The sequence below is a fragment of the Kitasatospora sp. NPDC094016 genome (assembly GCF_040304045.1).
Classification (GTDB): Bacteria; Actinomycetota; Actinomycetes; order Streptomycetales; family Streptomycetaceae; genus Kitasatospora.
Map to the genome: position 1 here is coordinate 1 of NZ_JBEOUK010000006.1, position 23715 is coordinate 23715.

21 protein-coding genes and 1 pseudogene are annotated in these 23715 nt (G+C 74.2%); 11 read left to right on the top strand and 11 right to left on the bottom strand.

Translation table 11 applies throughout. From position 1 onward, the window contains the following. Positions 1 to 340: 340 nt before the first annotated feature. The 4 genes from ABT015_RS07875 to ABT015_RS07890 all read left to right on the top strand — a co-directional run bounded on the left by ABT015_RS07875 (position 341) and on the right by ABT015_RS07890 (position 4496). Entirely contained in the window at positions 341 to 763 is a 423-nt protein-coding gene (locus ABT015_RS07875) for a hypothetical protein (protein ID WP_350877800.1), read from the top strand. 309 nt (positions 764 to 1072) lie between these two features. Next, entirely contained in the window at positions 1073 to 2593 is a 1521-nt protein-coding gene (locus tag ABT015_RS07880; RefSeq protein ID WP_350877802.1) for a glycosyl hydrolase family 18 protein, read from the top strand. Between the two features lie 152 nt (positions 2594 to 2745). Further along, positions 2746 to 3888, top strand: coding sequence for a serine hydrolase domain-containing protein (locus tag ABT015_RS07885; protein ID WP_350877804.1), 1143 nt, complete (start codon positions 2746 to 2748; stop codon positions 3886 to 3888). Further along, positions 3885 to 4496, top strand: a complete 612-nt coding sequence (locus ABT015_RS07890; RefSeq protein ID WP_350877806.1) for a hypothetical protein — start codon at positions 3885 to 3887, stop codon at positions 4494 to 4496. The genes ABT015_RS07885 and ABT015_RS07890 overlap by 4 nt, the downstream gene beginning before the upstream one ends. 92 nt (positions 4497 to 4588) lie before the next feature. Here ABT015_RS07890 and ABT015_RS07895 read toward each other — a convergent pair whose 3' ends face one another. The 4 genes from ABT015_RS07895 to ABT015_RS07910 all read right to left on the bottom strand — a co-directional run bounded on the left by ABT015_RS07895 (position 4589) and on the right by ABT015_RS07910 (position 9278). Next, on the bottom strand, positions 4589 to 5398 hold the full coding sequence (locus tag ABT015_RS07895) for an alpha/beta fold hydrolase (protein WP_350877808.1): 810 nt from the start codon (positions 5396 to 5398) through the stop codon (positions 4589 to 4591). 123 nt (positions 5399 to 5521) lie between these two features. Further along, on the bottom strand, positions 5522 to 7036 hold the full coding sequence (locus ABT015_RS07900; RefSeq protein WP_350877810.1) for an outer membrane protein assembly factor BamB family protein: 1515 nt from the start codon (positions 7034 to 7036) through the stop codon (positions 5522 to 5524). Between the two features lie 197 nt (positions 7037 to 7233). Next, positions 7234 to 8631: a carotenoid oxygenase family protein gene (locus ABT015_RS07905; protein WP_350877812.1), complete on the bottom strand. Its 1398-nt coding sequence runs from the start codon at positions 8629 to 8631 to the stop codon at positions 7234 to 7236. After that, complete coding sequence (locus ABT015_RS07910; protein ID WP_350877814.1) at positions 8628 to 9278, bottom strand: TetR/AcrR family transcriptional regulator; 651 nt, start codon at positions 9276 to 9278, stop codon at positions 8628 to 8630. Before ABT015_RS07910 ends, ABT015_RS07905 begins: the two co-directional genes overlap by 4 nt. 136 nt (positions 9279 to 9414) lie before the next feature. On the opposite strand from ABT015_RS07910, the gene ABT015_RS07915 reads away from it, so the two are divergent. The 4 genes from ABT015_RS07915 (at position 9415) to ABT015_RS07930 (ending at position 12797) form a co-directional block, all read left to right on the top strand. After that, on the top strand, positions 9415 to 10884 hold the full coding sequence (locus ABT015_RS07915) for a serine/threonine-protein kinase (RefSeq protein WP_350877816.1): 1470 nt from the start codon (positions 9415 to 9417) through the stop codon (positions 10882 to 10884). Positions 10885 to 11074: 190 nt separating this feature from the next. After that, on the top strand, positions 11075 to 11776 hold the full coding sequence (locus ABT015_RS07920) for an alpha/beta hydrolase (protein ID WP_350877818.1): 702 nt from the start codon (positions 11075 to 11077) through the stop codon (positions 11774 to 11776). Positions 11777 to 11844: 68 nt separating this feature from the next. Continuing rightward, positions 11845 to 12198 (top strand): DUF6204 family protein, encoded by a 354-nt coding sequence (locus tag ABT015_RS07925; protein ID WP_350877821.1) that lies wholly within the window; start codon positions 11845 to 11847, stop codon positions 12196 to 12198. A 71-nt stretch (positions 12199 to 12269) separates the two neighbouring features. Beyond that, positions 12270 to 12797 carry a MarR family winged helix-turn-helix transcriptional regulator gene (locus ABT015_RS07930; protein WP_350877823.1) on the top strand — a complete coding sequence of 176 codons (528 nt, stop codon included), beginning with the start codon at positions 12270 to 12272 and terminating at the stop codon, positions 12795 to 12797. 47 nt (positions 12798 to 12844) lie between these two features. On the opposite strand, the gene ABT015_RS07935 is transcribed toward ABT015_RS07930, so the two are convergent. Further along, complete coding sequence (locus tag ABT015_RS07935) at positions 12845 to 13390, bottom strand: GNAT family N-acetyltransferase (RefSeq protein ID WP_350877825.1); 546 nt, start codon at positions 13388 to 13390, stop codon at positions 12845 to 12847. Positions 13391 to 13791: 401 nt separating this feature from the next. Between ABT015_RS07935 and ABT015_RS07940 the strand changes: the two genes are divergently transcribed. Together ABT015_RS07940 and ABT015_RS07945 are read left to right on the top strand one after the other, a co-directional pair. Further along, positions 13792 to 14124: a sulfurtransferase TusA family protein gene (locus tag ABT015_RS07940; RefSeq protein ID WP_350877827.1), complete on the top strand. Its 333-nt coding sequence runs from the start codon at positions 13792 to 13794 to the stop codon at positions 14122 to 14124. Between the two features lie 143 nt (positions 14125 to 14267). Then, on the top strand, positions 14268 to 14738 hold the full coding sequence (locus ABT015_RS07945) for a hypothetical protein (RefSeq protein ID WP_350877829.1): 471 nt from the start codon (positions 14268 to 14270) through the stop codon (positions 14736 to 14738). Positions 14739 to 14791: 53 nt separating this feature from the next. Here ABT015_RS07945 and ABT015_RS07950 read toward each other — a convergent pair whose 3' ends face one another. From ABT015_RS07950 to def, 3 genes are all read right to left on the bottom strand, one after another. Next, positions 14792 to 16225, bottom strand: a complete 1434-nt coding sequence (locus tag ABT015_RS07950) for an RsmB/NOP family class I SAM-dependent RNA methyltransferase (RefSeq protein WP_350877831.1) — start codon at positions 16223 to 16225, stop codon at positions 14792 to 14794. A gap of 68 nt (positions 16226 to 16293) precedes the next feature. After that, positions 16294 to 17238 carry a methionyl-tRNA formyltransferase gene (gene fmt / locus ABT015_RS07955; protein ID WP_063346749.1) on the bottom strand — a complete coding sequence of 315 codons (945 nt, stop codon included), beginning with the start codon at positions 17236 to 17238 and terminating at the stop codon, positions 16294 to 16296. A 70-nt stretch (positions 17239 to 17308) separates the two neighbouring features. Next, positions 17309 to 17854, bottom strand: coding sequence for a peptide deformylase (def, locus tag ABT015_RS07960; RefSeq protein ID WP_063346750.1), 546 nt, complete (start codon positions 17852 to 17854; stop codon positions 17309 to 17311). Between the two features lie 300 nt (positions 17855 to 18154). Here def and ABT015_RS07965 point away from each other — a divergent pair. Continuing rightward, positions 18155 to 18711: pseudogene (locus ABT015_RS07965) on the top strand (hypothetical protein); the annotation flags it as partial. 191 nt (positions 18712 to 18902) lie between these two features. Here ABT015_RS07965 and ABT015_RS07970 read toward each other — a convergent pair. The 3 genes from ABT015_RS07970 to coaBC form a co-directional block, all read right to left on the bottom strand. Then, positions 18903 to 20999 carry a primosomal protein N' gene (locus ABT015_RS07970; RefSeq protein WP_350877832.1) on the bottom strand — a complete coding sequence of 699 codons (2097 nt, stop codon included), beginning with the start codon at positions 20997 to 20999 and terminating at the stop codon, positions 18903 to 18905. A 94-nt stretch (positions 21000 to 21093) separates the two neighbouring features. Further along, positions 21094 to 22302 (bottom strand): methionine adenosyltransferase, encoded by a 1209-nt coding sequence (gene metK, locus ABT015_RS07975; protein WP_350877833.1) that lies wholly within the window; start codon positions 22300 to 22302, stop codon positions 21094 to 21096. 150 nt (positions 22303 to 22452) lie between these two features. Further along, a complete protein-coding gene (coaBC, locus tag ABT015_RS07980) occupies positions 22453 to 23700 on the bottom strand; it encodes a bifunctional phosphopantothenoylcysteine decarboxylase/phosphopantothenate--cysteine ligase CoaBC (protein ID WP_063346753.1) in 1248 nt (415 codons plus the stop codon). Positions 23701 to 23715 lie beyond the last annotated feature (15 nt).

The following is a 23715-nucleotide window of genomic DNA, read 5'->3' on the forward strand; positions in this document are numbered from 1 at the left end:
CCCACTCAGCGTCCGAAAGTTGCGCTCGTGTCACACAACACGGTCTACCGGATCAGGTCCCGCGACGCAGGCGATTCCCTCAGATTGATCACAACCAGATACGCGCCCTAGGACGCTTGAGACAGGGTCTCTCTGATCGACCGCCATCCTGCTGAGGCATTCCAGGGAGCGGGGGGTTCGTGTCGAGCTCGAACCTGCCGTACAGGTTCTTTTCCCGGACGACGTCCTGGAGGTCGTCATGTGCTCTTGCTCGTCGAGTGATTCCCAGCCGTACCAGCACGCGTGGTGGTGCCCCGGCCCAGGCCGGGGCACCACCGCACCGCCTCCCTGGAGTCCCGCTGTGTCGATGACCCGCCTTGCCTGGCACCACCTGCCGCCGGACGCCCGCGCCGCCATCGAGGAACGCACCGGACCGTTCCTGACAGCTGCCGACGTGTCCACCGGGGCGAACTCGGGCGTCGTGGTCAAAGCCCTGACCGCCTCGGGCGAGGTGTTCATCAAGGGCATCCCCGTTGACCACCGCCAGGTGAAGACGCAGCTACGCGAAGCCGCCGTCAACCCCTACCTGCCCAAGTCCTGCCCGCAGCTGCTGTGGCACGTGCAGGCCGGAGGTTGGGGCCTGCTCGCCTTCGAGGTGATCGAGGGCCCCATCGCCGACTTCTCACCCGGCAGTCCCGACCTGACCTTGGTCGTCGACGCGCTGACCGAGCTCGCCCTCCGCGTGGAGGCGGCAGATGGCCACTTCAGCCATCGCCTGGCGTGACCACCGACGCCACCCCGCCGAGTGATCGGCACACTGATGGACCCGGCGCTGCGCAGGGGGCGCATCCGGCCGGGCAGGTCCGGCAGCTGGAAGGAGTGGCGGCCGTACGGGTTCACGTGCGGTCGGAACAGCGGTGACGGGGCCGTAGCCATGCGAGCACAGAATCGACTATCGCACAGCTGACGCATCGTCAACTAGTTCACCCGAACCCGCCCGCGTCGCCCGGTTCGCTCACTACCCTGCTCAAGCACGGTCACGCCCGGCACCACACCGGGCACTTTCCGCTGACGCGATGCAGGGAGAACTGTCATGAGCGAGCTGGTGTACCCGTCCGACCCCGGCCTCGACGGCCGTGCCGTGGACGCGGCCGAGCGCACGTACGAGATGAACGGCTTCGACCCGGCGCGGGAGGACTCGAAGCTCTCCTTCACCCCCTGCCGGGTCGCCAAGCCCGTCTTCAACACCTACCGGCGCAGCGGCGAGCAGACCGTGTCCGGCTTCCTGGACACCACCTGGGCCTACGACGGCCGCCTGACGGACGACAGCGGCGGCCCCACCGGCGGGCCGGGCGCGGACGTCACCCGGCTGGCGGCCGCGAACGGCGCCTTCGACGAGATCGTCCTCGGCCTGGTCGGCCTCGTCGGCGGCCAGGGCAGCCTGGGGGCCGCCACCGCCCAGGCCGCCCAGGACTTCGGCATCGCCTCCGACGAGCGCGGCGCCGTGACCTTCATCGACGCCTGGAGTGCGGCGGCCGCCTACCTCGGCTACGGGTTCGACGGCTGGGTCTCCAACGACTACCAGGACCTGTTCACCCAGCAGCAGGCCCAGGGCCTGCTGGGCGCCGCCCGCCGCCTCAAGGAACGCAACCCGGACCTCTCGGTCGGCCTGCACGTCGGCGGCTGGGACCTGAGCGAGGCCTTCCACGCCATCGCGCAGGAGCCCGCCTCCCGGCGGCGGTTCGCCCAGTCCGTGGCACGGATCTTCCGCGCCTTCCCGATGTTCTCCACCCTCCACCTGGACTGGCGCTGGCCCGGCTCGGCCGGCGCCCCGGAGGCCGGGTACGGTCCGGAGGACGCCGGGAACTTCGCCGAGCTCATCCGCGAGACCAGGGCCGCGCTGTCCGCCGCCGACCGGAACGCGACGATCGCCGTCGCGGTGCCGGCCTCCGCCGCCCAACTGGACGCGATGAACGTCCCGCTCCTGGTCGAGGCCGGCGTCGAACGGCTGGACCTGATGTCCTTCGACTTCTTCGGCAGCCCCTGGTCCGCCGGTCTCGGGCACCACACCTCGCTGCGCCGCGACGCGGACAGCAGCCAGACGGACTGCATCGACAACGCCGTCACCCACCTGATCGAGCGCGCCGGCGTGGCGCCTCACCGCATCCACCTCGGCTACGCCACCACCACCCGCAACGCCAGGCAGGCCCGGCTCACCCGCAGCTCGCCCCTGCGCGGCACGTACGACACCGCGTCGGGCCAGACGGTCGGCTCCTTCGCACCCGGCACGAGCACCTACGCCGACGTGCTGCGCAACTACCTCGACCTGGAGCAGGGCAAGGGCCGCAACGGCTTCGAGCTGTACACGGACATCTCCGCCGACGCCGACTACCTCCACAACCCGAGCACCGGCGTCTTCCTCTCCCTCGACACCCCGCGCTCCGTCCGCGCCAAGGCCGAGTACGCCCGCGCCCGGGGCCTCGGCGGCCTGTTCGCCGAGCACGCCGAGGCCGACCCCGGCGTGCTCACCAACGCCGCCCGCGAGGGCCTGGGGCACACCGTCACCACGACGGCCGTCGACATGAAGCCCCTCTACGTCACCGGCCGCGGCTGACGGCGGGCGACGGACCACCGCCCGGGCGCCGGCTCCCCACCGCCGCCCGGGTGGGAAACCGGTCGTGTCGAGCGGCCCGACGCCGTACCGTGGTCCGGTCGACGATCTTGGGGCAGCGACCCCACGAGGACCAGAGGACGGGGCGGAACACCATGCAGCAGTACCAGGGCTGGGCCGACGAACGGTTCGGCGCCGTGGCGGACGTCTTCGCCCGCAACTTCGACGAGTTCCCCGAACTCGGCGCCGCCGTCACGGTGTTCTCCGGCGGCCGCAAGGTGGTCGAGCTGTGGGGCGGGACGGCCGACGAGCGCACCGGCCGGGCCTGGACGCGGGACACCGTCGTCCCGGTCTTCTCCTGCGCCAAGGGCGCGGTGAGCATCAGCACCCACCTGCTCGCCCAGCAGGGCCGCCTCGACCTCGACGCGCCGATCGCCCGCTACTGGCCCGAGTTCGCCCGCCACGGCAAGCAGGACATCACCACCCGCATGATCCTCGGTCACCGCGCGGGCATCCCGGCCCTGGACGCGGTGCTCTCCTTCGAGGAGATCGCCGGCTGGACTCCCGTCGTCCGCGCGATCGAGGCGCAGGAGCCGCTCTGGGAGCCCGGCACGGCCTACGAGTACCACGGCCACGTCCTGGGCTTCGCGGTCGGCGAGGTGATCCGCCGGATCACCGGGCTGACGCCGGGCGAGTTCCTCCGCAAGGAGATCGCCGAGCCGCTCGGCCTGCCGCTCTGGATCGGCCTGCCGGAGAGCGAACTCCCGCGCCTCGCCCGGCTGGTGGAGGCGGAGGGCCGCCGCCCGATGCCCGGCCCGGAGCACCTGCTGACCCGGATCGTGACGATGAACGGCGCCCTGGTCTTCCCCGGCCTGGACGTGCCGCACGGCTGGAACGACCCGGCCCTGCACGCGATCGAGCTGCCCGGCGCGGGCGCGGTCGCCTCCGCCACCGGGCTGGCGGGGCTGTACGCGGCCGCCGCCACCGGCCTGGACGGCGGCCCGCGCCTGCTCTCGCACGGGACCGTCACCGACGCGGTGCGCGAAGTCTCCTCCGGCGCCGGCTTTCTGGGCTTCGACCTGGGCGCCCGCTGGGGTTCCGGCCTGCTGCTCGACTCCCCCGCCTTCCGCCCGCTGCTGGGCGCGCGCAGCTTCGGCAACGACGGCGCCGGCGGCCAGTTCGCCTTCGGGGACGACGAGTTCGGCGTCGGCTTCGGCTACGTCGCCAACCGGATGATCGGCCACGGCGACGCCCGCGCCAACCGGCTGATCGAGGCGGTGCGCGGGTGCCTGGGGTGACGGACTTCCTCGCGCGGCTCACCGCGCTGGCGGCCACCGGCGGCCTGGACGGTCCGGACGGCCTGCGCTACAACGCCTCGCTGCCCGAACTCGCCGCCCACTACGGCGATCCCTGGGACGGCGGGCGGATCCACCGCGAGTCCCGCTGGCCGCACGGCTTCAGCTGGGGCGACGTGCAGACGGTGTTCTGCCACTGCCGCCGGCTCCAGTCGCTGTCCCTGCCCGTGTGGCACGGCGAACTCGAACTCCCGCTGGCCGGCGGCGGGTTGCTGACGCTCGACACGCACGTCACCGAGTCGGCGCTGATCGCCGCGCTGACCGCCGCCGGCTGCCGCTGGGAGACCGTGACGTACGAGAACGTCCCCAACCAGCGCACCCTGGAGGTGGCGGTGGCCGAGGAGGTCCGGGTGGCGTTCGTCCTCACCGACCGCGACGGTCACCAGGCCCGCGACGGCCACGCGGACCACGCGGACCACGCGGACCGTGACGCGCCGCCGCCCGAGGACTGGCTGCTGAACAAGGCCCTGCTGTGGGGCTACGACCACACCGACTGCCCCGAGCCGGACCGCACCCTCCCGGACGACGGCTGGGGCGCCTCACCCAACTGACGCGCACGGTCGACCCGTTGCGCTCGGCCCGTTCCGCTCGGCCCGTTGAGCCCCCGCGCGCAACGGGCCGGGTGCGCTCCCGGCGTGGCGGCTCACGCCAGGGCGCGCGGCAGCACCACCCGCACCCACTCCTCCGGCTGGGACAGGTGCGGTGTGTGGCCGGCGCCCTGGTACAGGTGCCGTTCCACCTTCGACAGGGTGAGGTCGATGATGTCCAGCACCTCGCCGTACATCGGCGGACTGTTGTCACTCTGCGTGAGTAGAGCCGGTTCCGTGAAGCGGGCCAGCGCGTTCAGGTCGAGGTCCAGGGCGTCCGGGTCCCGCAGCTCGTCCAGGTAGGTCGGCGCGTTGCGCACGTACGTGTGCCGCACCGGCGCGGGCAGCTGCGCCCAGGCCCCCGGCCCGAAGGTGACCGTCTCCACGAACAGCTCCGCCGCCGCGGCCGACTCGGCCTGCTCCAGCAGCTCCCGGACGGCGGTGATCCGGTCGGCGAGCGCGGTGGCGACCGGCCTCAGCTCGGGGTCGGCGAGCAGGATGCCGGCGGCGGGCGGCTCGTGCACGGCGATCCCCCGCAGCAGGTCGGGCCGGGCGGCGGCGAGCCGCAGCGTGATCAGCGAACCGTACGAGTTCCCGCAGACGAACGCCGGCGCGAGTCCGAGCCCGTCGATCAGCCCGGCCAGGTCGGCCGCGTCCTCGTAGACCGAACCCTGGGTGAGCGGGTCCTCACTGCGGCTGTGGCCACGCCGGTCGTAGGCGACGACGGTGGTCGACTCGGCCAGGCCCGGCATCACGCGCGCCCAGCTGTCGGCGTCGCTCCACGAGCCGTGCACCAGGACGACGCCGGGCCCCTCGCCACGGGCCTCGTAGTGCAGCGACACCCCGTTCACCCTGATCTCGGCCATCACGAGCCTCCCGATCTCGGCGGTGCTCCCCCACCAGCCTGACACAGCCGCTCGGGGCGGCACCCCCGGGCCGTGAGCGTGACCGAGTGTGACGAACAACGGGCGGTCAAGGGCCCGGCGAGCTCAGCCCATGCCGCGCGCCGGCGGCTCGTCCCGCGTGCCGTCCTCCGCCACCACCGTGAACCGGCCTGGCCCGGAGACCGACAGGTCCACCGGGTGGACGGACTTCGAGTCGTTGACGTCCAGTTCACTGCTCTTGCGCCCGGTCGCGGCGTCGACCCGGGTCAGCTTGTCCCGGGTCAGCGCCCACACCGACGCGCCGTCCACCAGCAGCCCCGTCACCTGGTCGTCCAGCCCGGACGTCCAGCGCTTCCCGCCGTCGGCGAGCGAGTAGGAGACCAGGCGCCCGGTGGCGATGCGGCTGGGGTTCTTCCCCCCGCTGATCCGGACGTCGTCCGGCTTCTCGCCGGGGACGATCAGCTGGTCGCCGACGACCACCCCGCCGAACAGCGGGCGGGCGGCGAACGCGTCGTAGGCGTGGGCTCCGCCCAGCATGACGTCGAGGTCGTACTCGTCCCCCGCGACCGGGATCGACGCCCGCTGCCGCCCCGCCCCGTCGAAGCTGAGGACGGCGTGCGTCCCGCGCTCGCCCTGCGCGTCGACCCAGACCGCGAGGGGCTCGGTGGAGACCACCGCGACGTCCTTCAGCCCGCCCGTGACCGGCAGGGCGACCCGGGACCGCTCCCGCCCGTCCGCCGGGGCCAGCGACCGCAGCACCGGCGCGGCGTCCCCGCACTGCGCGACCGTCACCACCTCCGCCGGCCCGCCCGCCACCTGCAACGGCGAGCAGCCGGCGTCCGCGTCGCCGCGCCAGGCGGCTCGCCCGTCGGCCAGGTACACCGCGCGCCAACCGGTCCGCTCCTGGAGGACGGCCTCGTCCCCGGCGACGGCGAGCAGATCGGGCGCCGCCGTGTCCCCGACGCGGCCGGGCGCGTCCGCCGCGGCGGTCCAGGCGGCCGTGCCGTTGGCGAGGTCGAGCGCCGTCACCGCCGCGCACGGCCGGTCGTGCGGGGAGTGGCCGAGCAGTCCGAGGCCGTGGCCCGTCCCCCGGCTCATGGCGCAGACGGAGTCCTCCCCCGGCGGCGTCCACCGCCACGCGACCTGCCCGGTGGCGCCGCGGTAGGCCACCACCTGGTCGGGCCGGACCCGCACCACCACGTCCCCGCTGGTCCAGCTGCCGACGGCACGGACCGACGACGGCCGGTCCAGCGGCGCCTCCCAGGCGTCGTTGAGGCCGGTCCCGGCGAAGGAGACGAACACGGCGAGCCCGAACAGGATCCCGACGGCGACCGCGGGGAAGCCGCGCCGGGGGTGGAGCAGCGCCCACAGCAGGCCGGCCCCGCAGGGCATCAGGCCAAGGATGCTGACGATGCCCATGAAGTCGAGGCTCTCGCCGCCGTACCCCTGGGACGGCCCGATCAGCACGGCCAGGCCCATGCTCGCGAACATGGCCCCCAGCACCCCGCCGGAGACCACCATCCAGGCCGCCCTGTCCATGGCGAACCCGCCCCTGGCGAGGCGGACGGACCTGCGGCCCCACCCGGCCCCGGCGGCGCTGTCCACGGGCCCCTCGGCCATGTCGGTCACTCCCCCGTCAAGCGCCGCCCACCGCATGAGCGACGATCATCGGATGATCGCAGAGCCTGGCTGGATCCTGAACAAAGACAACGGAAAACTCCCGGCCGCACCGACGAACCGACCCCGCTGACGAACCGACCCTGCTGACGAACCGACCCTGCCGACGAACCGACCCCGCCGACGGGCCTTCCCCGGTGCTACTCCCCGCCCTGCGATCGCTCCCCGCCCGGCACCCAGTTGCCGTGCAGCCCCAGCGGGACCCGCACCGGCAGGTGGATCCGGGCGACGGGCTCGCCGGTGAAGTCCTGGGCGGCGAGCACCACCAGGTCGGTGGCGGCCCGCACCGGGTCGAACACGTACGCCATCACGTAGCCGTCGTCCTCCGCCGCGGACGACTCCGCAGGTGACTCCGCCGGGACGAACACGCCCTCGCCCACCGCACCGTCACGCCCGAACTCGTGGGCCTCGGTGGTCCCCCGGACCACGTCGTGCTTGAGCAGCGCATTGCTGAAGCCCTCGTCGGGGCGGTCGTCGTCGGGGCCGGCGGGCGGGGCGTAGAGCTCGACCGCCGCCGCGTAGCCGTAGCGGTGGGGGCGGCCGGAGAACGCGGGGTTGAGGCGCGGGAACTCCTGGATCCGGTCGTCGAGGCGCTCCTCCGTGGCCACCCCGGCCGCCAGGTCGACGGTCCAGCGGTCCAGGGTCGGCCGGCTGGTGCCGATGTCCCGGAGGTCGATGCCCGGCGGGTGCCGCACGACGTCGACGACGATCTGCGTGTCCGTCCGCTCGTAGGCGTTGAGCGTGTGCCCCACCAGGTGCGGGGCGAGGTCGAACCACCGCACCTCGCCGCCCTCGCGCGGCAGCACGCCCACCCGGGCGCCGCGCCGCGCGTCCCAGGTGAACGGCACCCCGGTGGGCAGGTGCGCGGCGCTGAACACCACCGGCGAGTCGTAGAGCAGCACGAACCGCTCGGTCAGCGCGAAGTCGTGCATGTACGGGTTGCCGGGCACCGGGACGGTGGTGGTCCGCCGGACGGTCCCGGTGGCGTCCATCACGATGTGCTGCACGTACTCCGACCCGTAGCGGAACGCCAGCGAGTGCAGCTCCCGGGTGCGCGGGTCGAACAGCGAGTGCGCGTTGGCGCTGTACCCCTCGGGGGTCGCGCCCAGCTCGCACGGCCCCACCGTGTCCAGCTCGTAGCCGAGTTCGTACGGCCGAATGCCGCCCTCGATGAGCGCGAACGTGCGGCCCGCGAACCCGGCGACCTGCACGTTCGGGGAGATGTCGAGGCGCTCGTCGACGGGGGTGCCCCGGCGCGCCTCGCCGAGCCGGTCGGCGACGGCGCCGGAGCGCACCCAGCGGTTGCGGTACCACTCGGCGCGCCCGTCCCGGATCCGGACGCCGTGCACCATGCCCGCGCCGAGCGTCCAGAGGTGCGCGGCCGGGTCCTCGATGCCGAGCGGGTTGGGGCCGTTGCGCAGGTAGCGGCCGTCGAGGTGCGCGGGGATCCGCCCGGTGACGGGCAGGTCGTACGCGGTGACCTCCTCCGTCACCGGGGCGAAGCTCCCCGACAGGTAGCGGTTGCGGGTGGTGGTCACGGGATCCTCCTCTTCTCACGCGGTTCCCGGTCTACGGGCGACGGCCGGGTGCTGAACGCCCGTGCCACCGCGGCCATCAGCGCGTCGTAGCGCCGCCCCGCCTCGGCGGCGGGGAAGTGCCCGGCGAGTTCCAGGCTGACCGCGCCGTGCGAGGCCGCCCAGAAGAGCTTGGAGAGCTCGTAGGCGTCGCCGGGCCGCAGGATCCCGGCCGCCATGCACGCCTCGACGGCGGCGACCGAGGCACCGAACGCGGTCTCGGCCACGGCCAACGCCTCGGCGCTGGGCCGGAATTCGGGCACGGGCTGCTCGAACATCACCCGGTAGTAAGCCGGTTCGGCGAGGGCGCGCTCGCGGTAGACCAGCCCGAGTTCGGTCAGGTAGGCCAACGGATCGCCCCCGCAAGGGACTTGCTCCTGCGCTCGGCGCAGCCGGGCGAAGCCCTCCCGGTACAGCGCGTCGACCAGACCCTCCTTCCCGCCGAACATGGTGTAGAGGACCTTGGTCGAGGAGCCGATCTCGGTGGCGATCCGGCGCACGGTCAGCGCGGCGGGGCCTTCGGAGACCAGCAGGGTGATGGCGCTGTCGAGGATCACGGCGCGCACGGCGTCCTGGCCGGCCCGCTGCGCCTCCTGGTAGGGCGTGCTCATGGGTAACAACGTAACCGACTGGAAACAGTGTTACCAGCCTTTCCCGGAAACGCTGCCACCCCGACGGGTTCCCGGCGGGGGGCGGTAGGTTGACCCGGGGGCCGGGGCACGGCACCGGGGCGCGAAAGGGGCGGGGATGCAGCCGGGCGACGTACTCGACGGGCGGTACGAGCTGGTCGAGCAGATCGGCGAGGGCGCCTTCGGCGCGGTCTGGAAGGCCCGCGACGCGCGGATCCAACGGCTCGTCGCCGTCAAGGTGATGCTCCCGGGCAGCAACAACACCCCCAAGGACGCGGCCCGGTTCGTCCGCGAGGTGGCCACCGCCGGCGCGCTCAACCACCCGTCCATCGTCACCGTGCACGACTTCGGCCGGCACGACGAAGCCGGCCGGCCGCTCTACTTCCTGGTCATGGAACTGCTCGACGGCGCCCCGCTCAGCCGCCACCTCGGCGACGGGCCGCTGCCCCTGCGCCAGGCCCTCACCTGGGCCGTCCAGATCTCCCAGGCCCTCGCCACCGCCCACCGGGCCGGCGTCGTCCACCGGGACGTCAAGCCCGCCAACGTGATGATCCAGTCCTCCGGGGAGGTCAAGGTCGTCGACTTCGGCATCGCCCGGGTCGACACCGCCGACGACGGCATCACCAGCACCAACGTCATCGTCGGCACCCCCGCCTACATGGCCCCCGAACGCTTCGACAGCGGCGGCCTCGACGCCCGCTCCGACCTCTACGCCTTCGGCTGCCTGCTGTACGAACTCCTCACCGGCCGCACGCCGTTCCGCGGCACCCTCTACGAACTCATCCGCCAGCACGGCGAGATCCACCCGGCCGCCCCCGGCACCCTGCGGCCCGGCCTGCCCGCCGACGTCGACACCCTCGTCCTCGAACTGCTCGCCAAGGACCCCGACCGGAGGCCGCCGCACGCCGACCAGGTCGCCGAACGCCTGCTCCACCTCGCCGAGCAGGCCGAGCGGCCCCCGGCCGGCTACCACGCCACCGTCCGGGACGTCCCCGCCGCCGAGGAGGACCCGTACGTCCTCGCCCGCCGGCGGGAGGCGGACGCGCTGTTCCAGCGCACCCGCGACCAGGCCGCCCAGGTCGCGCTGCAGTTCGAGACCGGCATCGCCCAGCGGCGCCGCCAGCTCGACCAGGACCTCGCCGACCAGCGGGCCCGCGCCGAGGCCCGGGCGCAGCAGATCGTCACCGAGGCCCAGCAGCGCGGCGAAGAGATCGAACGGGAGGCCGCCGCCCGGGCGGCCGCCAGCCTCAAGCAGCTCACCGAGGCCGAACAGCGCACCGACCTGCTGCGCCGACAGACCGACAAGCTGCGCAACGACGCCGAGAGCCTGCGCCGCACGGTCGACAACGCCCGCCGCCAGGCCTCCGACTTCCTCGCCGACGCGGCCGCCAAGGCCGGCCTCGGCCCGGCCCCCGAACCCCGCCGCTCGATCGCCCCGCCCGCCGGCACGCAAACCGGCTCCCAGAGCGGCTCGCAGACCGGCTCGCAGACCGGCTCGCAGCGCCGGAAGCTCCCGAGCATGCAGGAACTGCTCACCGGCCGGAGCCGCTCCACCGGCGGCGGCGACCAGCCGGGCCGTCCCTCCTGACCTCACCCCAACGCCTCGCGCCCGAAGGCGAGTCGGCCCGCCCACCCAACGCCTTCCCCCCGCCCGCCAGGCCGAGTCCACGGGGCCCCGCACCCGCGCCACCGGCCGGCCTCCGCAGCCCCCGCACGCGCACCGCGACCCGCCCGCGGAACCGTAGAATCCGCAGGTAGACACCACGGAGGGATTTCGCGTGTTCCAGGCGCAGCGGCCGCGCACCGCACAACTGACCCCACGGCTCGGCGACGACGGGACGGGGCGGGTCGACGGCGTCACCCTGCTGCTGCCCGGCGGGTTCCTGCGCAGCCGGCGCGGACCGCTGAAGGTCGCCGAACTGGGCCTGCGCCACCTCACCGCCGAACTCGCCGACCGCGGCCGCCCGCACGGCCTCGCCGTCCACCTGCTGCGTTACCGCTACAGCGGCTGGAACGGCGCCGACGCCGACACCGCCCTCGACACCCGCTGGGCCCTCGACGAACTCGCCCGCCGCTACGGCGACGTACCCGTCGTCCTCATCGGCAACTCCCTCGGCGGGCGCGCCGCCTTCTGGTGCGCCGGGCACCCAAACGTCGTCGGCGTCGCCGGCATCGCGCCCTGGCTGCCCAGCGGCGACCCCGTCGACCACCTCGCCGGCCGGCGCGTCCTGATCGTCCACGGCACCGGCGACCACAGCGCCGCCAACGCCAACCAGTCCCTCGAATACGCCCTGCGGGCCCGCCCGGCCGTCCCCGACCTCGCCCGCTACGAAGCCCCCGGCGCCAACCACTACCTCATCCGGCAGACCGCCGACATCAGCGCCCTCACCACGGACTTCACCCTCGACACCCTCAAGGCCGAACCGGCCCCGCTCGCCACCGGCACCGTCTGCACCCGCCTGCCCAGCAGGCGCGCCTAGGTCCTGCCTGACCACTCGCGTCGAAATCGGGTTGGCGGTCGAGCGTCCGTCCTGCCTATGGTCGGGGGATGACCACTCGAACCTTCCGCATCATGGTGCGCGGTGTCTTCGACGGCCTCAGCGCCGAGCAGCACGCCGAACTCCTCGCCCGCGCACCCGAACACGACGTGCTGCGCGCGGCCTTCACCCGCGAGGGACACCTCAGCTACGACCTCGGCGCGCGGGCCGCCTTCACCTTCCGCTTCCTCGACTCGGGCGAGGCGGAGGAGGACATCCTGGCGGCCGCCGAGCGGGCCGAGCAGGCGGCACGGGCCTGGCTGGCCCAGCGCGGCTACGGCCACAAGAACCTGCGGTCCCAGGCCGAGGACCTCTCGCAGGCACCGCTCGGCAAGCGGCAGCGCCGCGCCGCCAACGCCGGCTAGCCCCCTCCCCCCTCCGCTACCTCCTTGACGGCTCACCGCACCGGTATGCTTGAGCAGTCAAGGAGGTAGCAATGACAGATCCGCACACCGACCCGAAGGCCGACCCCCCGGCCGACCCACACCCGGACACCCGGCCCGACCCGCTGGACACCGCGCTGCGACTGGTCCGCGCCCAGGCGGCCGTGGCCAAGCGCTTCGACGCGAGCCTCGGCGGCCTGCACGGCGTGAGCCTGTCCGACTTCACCCTGCTGCTCCACCTCGGCCACGCCCCCGGCGGCCGGATGCGCCGGGTCGACCTCGCCGAGGCCCTCGGCCTCACCGCCTCGGGCGTCACCCGCGGCCTGGCACCGCTGGAACGGATCGGTCTGGTGAGCCGGGAGGCGGCGGCCCGCGACGCCCGGGTCGCCTACGCGGCCCTGACGCCGACCGGCCGCGAACGGCTCGCCGAGATGCTGTACACGGCCCGGAAGGTCGCCGCGGACCTCTTCGCGGCCGACCAGTGGAGCCCCGACGACCTCGACCGCCTCGCCGTCCTGCTCACCCGCCTCGGCGGCACCGCCCCCGACCAGCGGCCGGGGGCGGCCACAGCCCGCGACTGACGGGCTGTTGAACCATCGGGCTGTCGGCCTGTCGGCCTACGAGACTGCTAGATCCCGAACGGAGCCGCGTACCGCACCGTCCCGGACGGCAACGGGTGCCGCTCCGGGTCCAGGGCGAGGGCCATCAGCGCCTCCTCCGGCACCTCGATGGTCAGCCCGATCCCGTACCCGGAGGCCCGGCCGAAGCCGAACCGCGGGTAGTAGTCCGGGTGTCCGAGGACGACGACGAAGCGCTCGCCCCTGCGCCGCGCCGCGTCCAGGGCGGCGCGGGTGGCGGCGGAGCCGGCACCGGTCCGCTGGTACTCGGGCAGGACGGCGACGGGTGCCAGGCAGAGCGCCGGGGTGTCGCCGATGTGGCAGCGCGTCAGCAGGGCGTGGCCGACCGGACGGCCGTCCTCCGCGAGGGCGAGCTGCGACAGTCCGTCGATCCAGGCCTCGTCCGCGCGCAGGGCGTCGACGAGGTCGGCCTCCCCCGGGGCGTCGAAGGCGGCCAGCACGATCTCCCGGACGGCTGCGGCGTCCGCGGCGGTCTCGGCGCGGGTGGTCCACGGGGAGTGCGAGCGGGTGTGCGAGGTCACGTTGAACGTGGTCATGATGAACGAGGATCCGTTCCACAGTGGTGTGTTCGTCCGAGGACGTCAACGCGTCCTCGGCCCCGCGAGCTCACGCTCCCAGCGGGGACAGGGGATGGGGGGAAGGTCAGGCCGACGCCCGGGACGTGAGGGTGGTCCGGGCGCTGCGCACGGCGACGGCCTTGGGCGCGGTCATCAACCCCACCTCCTCGTTTCCCTTGAACTGTGATCCTGTGATCCTGTGATCCTGATCGAACACGAACTCCCCCACCGTAACACCGCCCCATCACGGCCGTCACCCGGATTTCCGAACCCTCCCAGCGCCCCGCCCGGGCCCACCTCCTAGGCTGAACCCGGCACCTCTGCACCCCTGCACCCCTGCACCCCGGCACCGCCGCACCACCGCGAAGGGCAGCAACCCCATGACCCACACCCCCGGACAGCAGCCCGATCAGGAACCCGCCCCCGACCTGACCGTCGACGGCACCGGCCTGCTCTGCGTCCAACTGCTGCTGCGCCTGCGCGCCCGGATCGCCGACCTGCCGGCCGGCGCGGTGGTGCACATCCACACCACCGACCCCGCCGCCCCCCTCGACCTGCCCGCCTGGTGCCACCTGACCGGCCACGACTACCTCGGCCCCGTCCCGCACCCGGCCACCGACCGCGAGGTCTACGCCCTGCGCCTCACCGCCGCGGCCCGCCCGACCCGCGCCGACCGCCCCTGGCACCCCGCGCCGACCCCGGCCACCGACTGACCACCCCGGTCCCCACCCTCGGCCCGAAAGCCCCACGCGCCCCCGCCGGCCGCTGGCCGCAGGCCGCCCGGCTCCCTTCGGCGGTCCGGTATGCCACGATGGGGAGAGCCGAACGGCCAAGCCTCACAGGGAGGTTGACCACCATGGATCCGATCCTCAGCTGCCACTGGCACGACCAGGACGGCGAGTGGGCACTGTCCGTCAGCCGCAACGGCGACGGCTGGGAGCTGCTCGCCGCCGCGCCCCGCTGGTCCGAGTCACTCCCGTTCGCCGGGCCGGAGGACGTCCGCCGGCTCGCCCAGGCGCTGCTGGACCTGCCCTCCGATCCGGAGCCGTACGAGTTCGAATGGCGGCTCTCCCGGACGGAGTTCGAGCGCACCGAGAACGAGCGCACCCACTTCGCGACGCTCGCCGTCGGGCTGGACCCCACCGACGGCCACCGCCCCTACCTCGCCTACCAGTCGTACTACCACTTCGGGCAGGCGAGCGGGCTCGGCCTGGAGGTGATCTGCGAGGACCCCCCGGTCGACCGCCTCCGCGCCCAGGCCCACGCCCTCCTCACCGACCTCCCCGGGCCCACGCCCGCCCGGCCGCAGCCCCCCTCACCCGGCTGAGCGCACCGCCCTCCCCAGCCCCCCCGGGATCACGGGATCACGGGATCACCGGATCACGCCGTCCGCCGCAGCAGCGCCAGGTACATCGCGTCCGTCCCGTGCAGGTGCGGCCAGAGCTGCACGTCCGGCCCGTCCCCGAGCGCGGGGACGCCCGGCAGCAGCGGGCGCGCGTCGATCCACTCGACCCGGCCGCCCTCGGCCCGCAGCACGTCGTCCACGACGGCCCGGGTCTCCGCGAGGTGCGGCGAGCAGGTCGCGTACCCGACCACCCCGCCGACCCGGGTGGCGTCGATCGCCGAGCGCAGCAGGTCCCGCTGGAGCGGGCCGAAGGCCGCGACATCGGCGGGGCGGCGGCGCCAGCGCGCCTCCGGGCGGCGGCGCAGGGCGCCCAGGCCGGAGCACGGCACGTCGACCAGTACCCGGTCGAAGCCGCCGGAGCGCCAGGCCGGGCGGGTGCCGTCCGCGGTGATCACCGTGTACGGGCCGGGGTTGCCCTCCAGCGCCCGGGCGACCAGCCGCGCGCGGTGCGGCTGCTTCTCGCTCGCGACCAGCCCGGCGCCGCGTTCGGCGGCCAGCGCCGCGAGCAGCGCGGCCTTGCCGCCGGGGCCGGCGCAGCCGTCCAGCCAGAGCCGGTCCGGGCCGTCCAGGGGAGCGTTGGCCAGGGCGAGGGCGACCAGCTGACTGCCTTCGTCCTGGACGCCCGCCCGGTTGTCCCGGACGGCCTCCAGCGAGCCCGGGTCGCCGCCTTCGGCGAGCCGCAGCGCGAACGGGGACCAGCGGCCGGGCTCGGCCTCGGGCAGCGCGTCGGCGAGTTCGCCGACGTCGATCCGGCCGGGTCGGGCGACGAGGGTCACCTCGGGCCGCTCGTTGTCGGCGCGCAGCAGGTCCTCCAGGGCGCTGCGCCCGGAGGCGTCGGGCTGCCAGCGGCCGAGCGAGTCCCAGAGCGCGGAGACGACCCAGCGCGGGTGCGAGTGGACGACGGCGAGGTGGTCCTCGGCGTCTTTCTCGTACGGCGGGGCGACCTTCTCGATCCAGGCGTCCAGGTCGTGGGCGCTGATCCGGCGCAGGACGGCGTTGACGAACTTGGCCTTGCCGTCGCCGAGCACCACCCGGGCCAGCTCGACGGTGGCCGAGACCGCCGCGTGGCTGGGGATGCGGGTGGTGAGCAGCTGGTGGGCGCCGAGCGAGAGCACGTCCAGGACCGGCGGGTCGACCTTGCTGAGCGGCCGGTCGATGCAGGCCGCGATGATCGCGTCGTAGGTGCCCTGAAGGCGCAGGGTGCCGTAGACGAGCTCGGTGGCGAGGGCGGCGTCGCGCCGGTCCATGCCCTTCTGCTCGGCTTCGCGGAGCAGCGACGGCAGGATCAGGTTGGCGTACGCGTCGCGCTCGTCGACGGCGCGCAGCGCGCGGAACGCGACGATCCGGGCCGGGTCCTTCTTCGGGCGGCGGTGCGGGCGGGGGGCGCGCTGGGCGCTGGGGGTGGTCACAGGGTGCCTCAAGGTGCTGCGGTGGTTATCGGTGGTTATCAGACGAACAGTAACGCTAAACCTGAGCCTCAGCCCTCGGAGCCGAAGCGCTCCCCGGACTCCAGCCGCGCCCCGCGCGCCCAGTCCGCCGCCCGCATCTCCTTCTTCCCCTGCGGGCGGACCTCCCCGAGTTCGACCTCGTGGCTGCCCGTCCCGACCCGCACGCTGTTCTTGCCGACCACGGCCAGCTCCCCGGGCGCCAGGGCGGACGAGTCGGTCAGCAGCTTCACCGGTCCGGTGATCTTCAGTCGCTCGCCACGGAACTCCGTCCAGGCGCCGGGCGCCGGGGCGCAGCCGCGCACCACGCGGTCGATCCGCAGGGCGGGGTGGCTCCACTCGATGCGGGCGTCCTCGACGGTGATCTTCGGGGCGAGCGTGACACCCTCGGCCGGCTGCGGGAGGGCGTGCAGGGAGCCGTCCTCGATGCCGTCCATGGTGGCGGTGAGCAGGCGCGCGCCGGACACCGAGAGGCGGGTGAGCAGTTCGCCGCTGGTGTCGGTCGGGCGGATCTCCTCGGTGATCACGCCGTAGACCGGGCCGGAGTCCAGGCCCTGTTCGATCAGGAAGGTGGCCGCGCCGGTGACCTCGTCGCCGGCCAGCACCGCGTGCTGGACGGGGGCCGCGCCGCGCCAGGCGGGCAGCAGCGAGAAGTGCAGGTTGACCCAGCCGTGCTTGGGGATCTCCAGGGTGCCGGGGCGCAGCAGCGCGCCGTAGGCGACCACCGGGCAGCAGTCGGGGGCGAGTTCGGTGAGCCGGGCGACGAACTCCGGGTCGCTGGGCTTCGCCGGCTTGAGGACCTCGATCCCGGCCTCCTCGGCGCGCTGGGCGACGGGGCTGGCGACCAGCTTGCGCCCGCGCCCGGCGGGGGCGTCGGGGCGGGTGACCACCGCGACGACCTCGTGCCGGTCGGAGGCGAGCAGGGCGTCCAGGGCGGGAACGGCGACCTCGGGGGTGCCGGCGAAGACGAGACGCATCAAGTGCCTTTCTGTAAGAGAACGTTGGAGATCAGGAGGGTCAGCGCCAGAGGGTTCGGCGCCAGAGGGGTCAGCGCGCGGCGCCGAACGTGCTGTGCGGGGAGACCTTGACGACCGGCGCGGGCGCGCCGCCCCAGTCGGTGTCGCGGATCGCCTTCAGCGCGGCCTTGCGCTGCTCGCGGTCGAGCCGGTCGATGAAGATGATGCCGTCGAGGTGGTCGGTCTCGTGCTGGATGCAGCGGGCGAGCAGCTGGGTGCCCTCCAGGGTGACCGGATCGCCGTACATGGTGAAGCCCTTGGCGACCACGCCGTAGGCGCGCTTGGTGTCGTAGCGCAGGCCGGGCAGCGAGAGGCAGCCCTCGGGGCCGTCCTGCTCCTCCTCGGTCAGCGACAGGTCCGGGTTGATCAGGTGCCCGGTGACGCCGTCCACGTGGTAGGTGAACACCCGCAGGGAGACGCCGAGTTGGGGCGCGGCGAGGCCTGCGCCGGGCGCGTTGAGCATGGTTTCGGTCAGGTCGCCGACCAGGGTGCGCAGTTCCTTGTCGAACGTGGTCACCGGCTGGGCGGTGGCCCGCAGGACGGGGTCTCCGAAGAGCCGGATCGGCTGGATCGCCACGGGTACGGGCTCCTGTCCGTCGAGGGTGCGGGGCTGCGGGCAACTGCGGGTTCCCGGCAAGTCTATGCAACGCACCGGGACCGCCGCCCATGCCCTCACACCGCTCCTCGCACCGCCCTTCACCCCGCCCCGAACGCCCCTCCCCCACCCCGGCACCGGCTTCTGGCATATCCCGAGTGTGCCCGGCGGCGTTACCCCGGCCCCCGCTTCGGCGTTGGTCAAGTGAGATTGACCGGGGCCGGGCGCACGGGACACCGCGCCCCGGCCGAGCCGAACCGTACGGAAGGTGGCACGTAGGCCATGGCCGAGCAGATCAACCACGACGCCCGGGCGCGGGCGAGCCTGCACCTGCTGGTGCGGGACATCGAGCGGGTGAGGCGGCAGGTCGACGCGCTGCGGACGCTCACCGCCCAGTTGGGCAACGTCTACCGTCCGCGCCGGCCCAGTACGTCGGCCGGCTTCGTCGTGTACGGGCGGGCGCCCGCGCCGACCGTGCGCCTGGCGCAGGAGCTGCGGGAGAGCGTGGAGACCCTGGTCGCGGCGGCGGTCGAGTTCGACCGGGCGCTGGGCTTCTCCTGGGACTCGGTGGGCTCGGCCCTCGGGGTCACCAAGCAGGCCGTGCACCGCCGGTACGGGATGCGCCGCCCGACCAGCGAACTCCTCGCCGCCAGCGGCGCCGTCCCGGGCCAGAGCCGCCCGGACCGCTCGGAGGAGCTGCCCGCCGCGCCGTCCGGCGGCCTGGCGGCGACCGTCCCGGCGGCCCGCCAGGGCGGCCTGGACCGCAGCAGCCTCGACCGCAACGCCCTGGAGCGCGGCAACCACGACCGCAACGCCCTGGAGCGCGGCACCCTGGACCGCACCGCCCCGGAGCGCGGCCCCCTCGACCGCCCCCCGGTCGACCGCACCACCCCCGAGCGCACCCCGGTCGACCGCACCACCCCCGAGCGCACCCCGGTCGACCGCACCGGCATCCCGCTGCGCGGCTGACGCCGCCGTCCGACCAGCGCCATCCGGGGCGGGGTGGCCACTCACCCCGCCCCCGCCGGCCTCACCCGATGTCGGTCGGATCCACCCGCACCCGTACGGCCTCCGGCGTCCGCAGCGCGATCCGCGCGATCTGCGCCGCCTTCAGGGCCGCCGCCAGCGCCGCCCCCTGCCCGGGCGGCACCCTCAGCAGCGCGCGCTCCTGGTCCTCCCCGCGCAGGGCCGGGGCCGGTACCGGCCCGAGCACGTCCGCCTCCGAGGGCAGCCGGATCAGCCCCAGCAGGTCGGCCACGGCCGCCGGGCTGCCGCTGACCGACGCCATCCGCGACACCGGCGGGAAGTGCAGCTGCGCCCGCTCGTCGCGTTCCAGCCCGGCGTGGCCCAGCGGGTCCCAGCGGACCAGGGCCTGCACCGGCCGCGCCGACGGCTCGGCGACCACGACCACCGAGCCGCCCTCCTCGGCGGACCGGACCAGCGCGGCGGCCGTCAGCCAGAGCCGCAGCGTCTCCTCCCCGGCCCGCAGGTCGGGCCGGCCGAGCAGCGCCCAGCCGTCCAGCAGCAGCGCCGCCCCGTACCCGGAGCCGCCGTCCACCACCGGCTCCGCACCGGGCGTGGAGATCACCAGCGACGGCTCGTCCGGGACAGTGGCCAGCACCGCGTCCCGCCCGGAGGTGCGCACCGGGATGCGCGGGAACGCCTTGCCCAGCTCCTCCGCCGTGCGCCGGGCGCCGACCACCTGGGCGCGCAGCCGGAACGAGCCGCACTCGGGGCAGTGCCAGTTTGTCTCCGCCTCTCCGCACCAGCCGCAGTTCAGCGCGGCGTCGGCCGCGGGCGCCTCCAGCGGGCCCTCGCACCGCCTGCACCGGGCGGGGGTGCGGCAGCGCCCGCAGGACAGCCGGGGCACGTAGCCGCGCCGGGGCACCTGGATGAGCACCGGGTGCCCGGCGGCCAGCGACTCCCGGGCGGCCTCCCAGGCCACCGAGGGCAGCCGGGCGGCTTGGGCGGCGCCGTCGCGGTGCTGGTCCTGGTCGGTGACGGTCCGGACCCGCGGCGCGATCCGGCGCACGGTCTCCCGGTCGGCGGTCAGCGGGCGGGCCCACCCGGTGCTGACCAACTGCGCGCCCTCCACCGTGACGGCGTGGCCGCCGAGCAGCACGGCCGCGCCCTCGTCGGCGGCGCGCAGCAGCGCGACCTCGCGCACGTGCGGGTGCGGGGCGCGCGGGTCGCTGTGGCTGTTGTCGCCGTCGGACCAGACGACGACCAGCCCGAGGTCGCGCACCGGCGCGAACATGGTGGCGCGGGTGCCGATCACGGCGTGCACCGAGCCGCGGCTCACCGCCAGCCAGCGCCGGTAGCGCTCGCGCGGGCCGAGGTCGGCCTCCAGGGCCACGTGCCGGCCCGCGCCGAGCAGTTCGGTGAGCGCCTGGTCGACCCGGGCCACCGACCGCCCCTCGGGCAGCACGACGAGCGCGCCGCGCCCGCCCGCCAGCGTGGCGGCGACGGCGCGCGCGATCTCGTACGGCCAGCCGGGGCCGGGCAGCGCCGCCCAGACGGCGCGCGGCGAGCCGCCGTCGGCCAGCGCGGCGAGGAAGTCGGGCCCGGCCGGGTAGCGCTGCCAGCCCCCGGGGGCGGGGGCCGGGGGGCGCGGGAGCGCCGGCGGCGAGGGCTCGGCCTCGGCCTTGGCGTGCCGGGGCGGGACGGCCAGCTGGAGGACGTCGGCGAGGGTGCCCGCGTAGCGGTCGGCGACGGTCCGGCAGAGCCGGAGCAGCTGGGGGGTGAGCACGGGCTCGGGCGAGAGCACCTGGGCGAGCGGGGCGAGCGGGCCGGGGAAGTCGCTCTTCTCCAGCCGGGCGACGATGAACCCGTCGTGCAGTTCCCCGCCCTCGCGCTGGCCCTTCACCACGCGCGCGCCGAAGCGCACCCGCACCCGGGCGCCCGGGCGGGCCTCCTCGGCCATCGCGGCCGGCACCTCGTAGTCGAAGAACTTGTCGATGGTGAGCACGCCCTTGTCCACCACGACCCGGGCCACCGGCAGGTGCTCGGCCCGCTTGGCGCCGCGCCACGTCCGGGGCTTGGCCCGCTTGACCGTCTCCCGGATGAACGCCAGCTGCTCCGGCTCGGCCCCGTTCTCCGTGTTCTCCGTCTCCCCTGTGCTGCTCATCGCTCCCAGTACTACCAGGTCACACCGACAGAACGCACAGAAGCGGCGCCCACCCCTCCCGGGGGTAGGCGCCGCTTCCGGACGATCAGGCCGTTCAGTCCTTCACGGCCGCCTTCAGCTGCTCCACCCGGTCGGTGCGCTCCCAGGTGAACTCGGGCAGCTCACGACCGAAGTGGCCGTACGCCGCGGTCTGGGAGTAGATCGGGCGCAGCAGGTCCAGGTCGCGGATGATCGCGGCCGGGCGCAGGTCGAAGACGTCGGTGACGGCCTTCTGGATGGTCAGCACCGGCACGGTCTCGGTGCCGAAGGTCTCGACGAACAGGCCCACGGGCTCGGCCTTGCCGATCGCGTACGCGACCTGCACCTCGGCGCGGCGTGCGAGGCCGGCGGCGACGATGTTCTTCGCCACCCAGCGCATCGCGTACGCGGCCGAGCGGTCGACCTTGGACGGGTCCTTGCCGGAGAAGGCGCCGCCACCGTGGCGGGCCATGCCGCCGTAGGTGTCGATGATGATCTTGCGGCCGGTGAGGCCGGCGTCGCCCATCGGGCCGCCGATCTCGAAGCGGCCGGTCGGGTTCACCAGCAGGCGGTAGCCCTCGGTGACCAGCTTGATGCCCTGCTCGGCGAGCGCCTTCAGCTCGGGCTCGACCACGAACTCGCGGATGTCCGGGGTGAGCAGCGACTCCAGGTCGATGTCACTGGCGTGCTGGGTGGAGACCACCACGGTGTCGAGGCGGACGGCCTTGTCGCCGTCGTACTCGATGGTGACCTGGGTCTTGCCGTCGGGGCGCAGGTACGGGATGGTCCCGTTCTTGCGGACCTCGGTCAGGCGGCGCGAGAGGCGGTGCGCGAGGGTGATCGGCAGCGGCATCAGCTCGGGCGTCTCGTCGGACGCGTAGCCGAACATCAGGCCCTGGTCGCCGGCGCCCTGCTTGTCCAGGTCGTCCTCGTCGCCTTCGACCCGAGCCTCGTACGCGGTGTCGACGCCCTGGGCGATGTCGGGCGACTGCGCGCCGATGGACACCGACACGCCGCAGGAGGCGCCGTCGAAGCCCTTCTTGGAGCTGTCGTAGCCGATCTCCAGGATCTTGTCCCGGACGAGCTGGGCGATCGGCGCGTACGCCTTGGTGGTCACCTCGCCGGCCACGTGCACCTGGCCGGTGGTGATGAGCGTCTCCACGGCGACCCGGGAGGTCGGGTCCTCCCGGAGGAGAGCGTCAAGGATCGTGTCGCTGATCTGGTCAGCGATCTTGTCGGGGTGTCCCTCGGTGACGGACTCCGAGGTGAACAGGCGGCGAGACACAGCGCTCCCTGGGGTTGCAGCGGCTGCTGACTGAAGGCCCCCGGCGAACCGGGGACATCCGGAAAGACTTGATTCCTGGAGTCTAACGGGATGCCTCCGCCGAACGTCACCCGCTTCCGGAAATCGCGACCGATCTCCAGCGGGGCTTGATCAGTCGCCGACCGTTTCCAGCCGCTTCACGACCAGGTCCCAGACCACGTCCGCCAACGCCTCCTTCGGACCCACCGGAACGGCCGTCTCACTGCCGTCCGAGCCCAGTACCACGGCCTCGTTGACGTCCGTCCCGAAGGCCTTGCCGTTGCCCACCTCGTTGACGACCAACAGGTCGCAGCCCTTGCGGGCGAGCTTGGCGCGGCCGTTGGCGAGCACGTCGTCGGTCTCCGCCGCGAAACCCACCACGAGTTGGCCCGAACGGGCGCGGTGCGCCGCCAGCTCGGCCAGGACGTCGGGGTTGCGGACGAGGGCGACCGGCGCCGGCTCGACCCCCTCGACCTTCTTGATCTTGCCGCTGGCGTACTCGGCGGGCCGGAAGTCCGCCACGGCCGCGGCCATGACCACGGCGTCGGCCGACGCGGCCGCCTTCAGGGCCGCCTCGCGCAGCTCCAGCGCGGTCGACACGTGCACCACGTCGACCCCGGCCGGGTCGGCGAGCTCCGCGTTGGCCGAGACCAACGTCACGCGCGCCCCACGGGCCGCGGCCGTCACGGCGAGCGCGTAGCCCTGCTTGCCGGAGGAGCGGTTGCCCAGGAAGCGCACCGGGTCCAGCGGCTCGCGGGTGCCGCCGGCCGAGACCACCACGTGCCGGCCCGCCAGGTCGGTCGGGGCGGCCCCGCCCCGGCGCAGCACGGCCCGGCAGGCGTCGAAGATCGCGGACGGCTCGGGCAGCCGCCCCTTGCCGGTGTCCTTGCCGGTGAGCCGCCCGACGGCCGGCTCCAGCACGATCACGCCCCGGCGGCGCAGCGTGGCCACGTTGTCCCGGGTGGCGGGGTGCTCCCACATCTCGGTGTGCATGGCGGGCGCCAGGACGACCGGACAGCGGGCGGTGAGCAGGGTGTTGGTGAGCAGGTCGTCGGCGAGGCCGTGGGCGGCCTTGGCGATCAGGTCGGCGGTGGCGGGGGCGACCACGACCAGGTCGGCCTGCTGGCCGATCCGCACGTGCGGCACCTCGTGCACGCGCTCCCAGGTCTCGGTGGCGGCCGGGCGGCCGGAGAGCGCGGCCCAGGTGGCCTCGCCGACGAAGTGCAGCGCGGCCTCGGTGGGCACCACGGTGACCTGGTGGCCGGACTCGGTGAACCGGCGGAGCAGCTCGCACGCCTTGTAGGCGGCGATGCCGCCGCTGACGCCGAGGGCGACGCGCGGCGCGTCCGCCGACCCGCTCCGGTCCGAAGTCGCGCTCATACTCCCGCTCTCCTC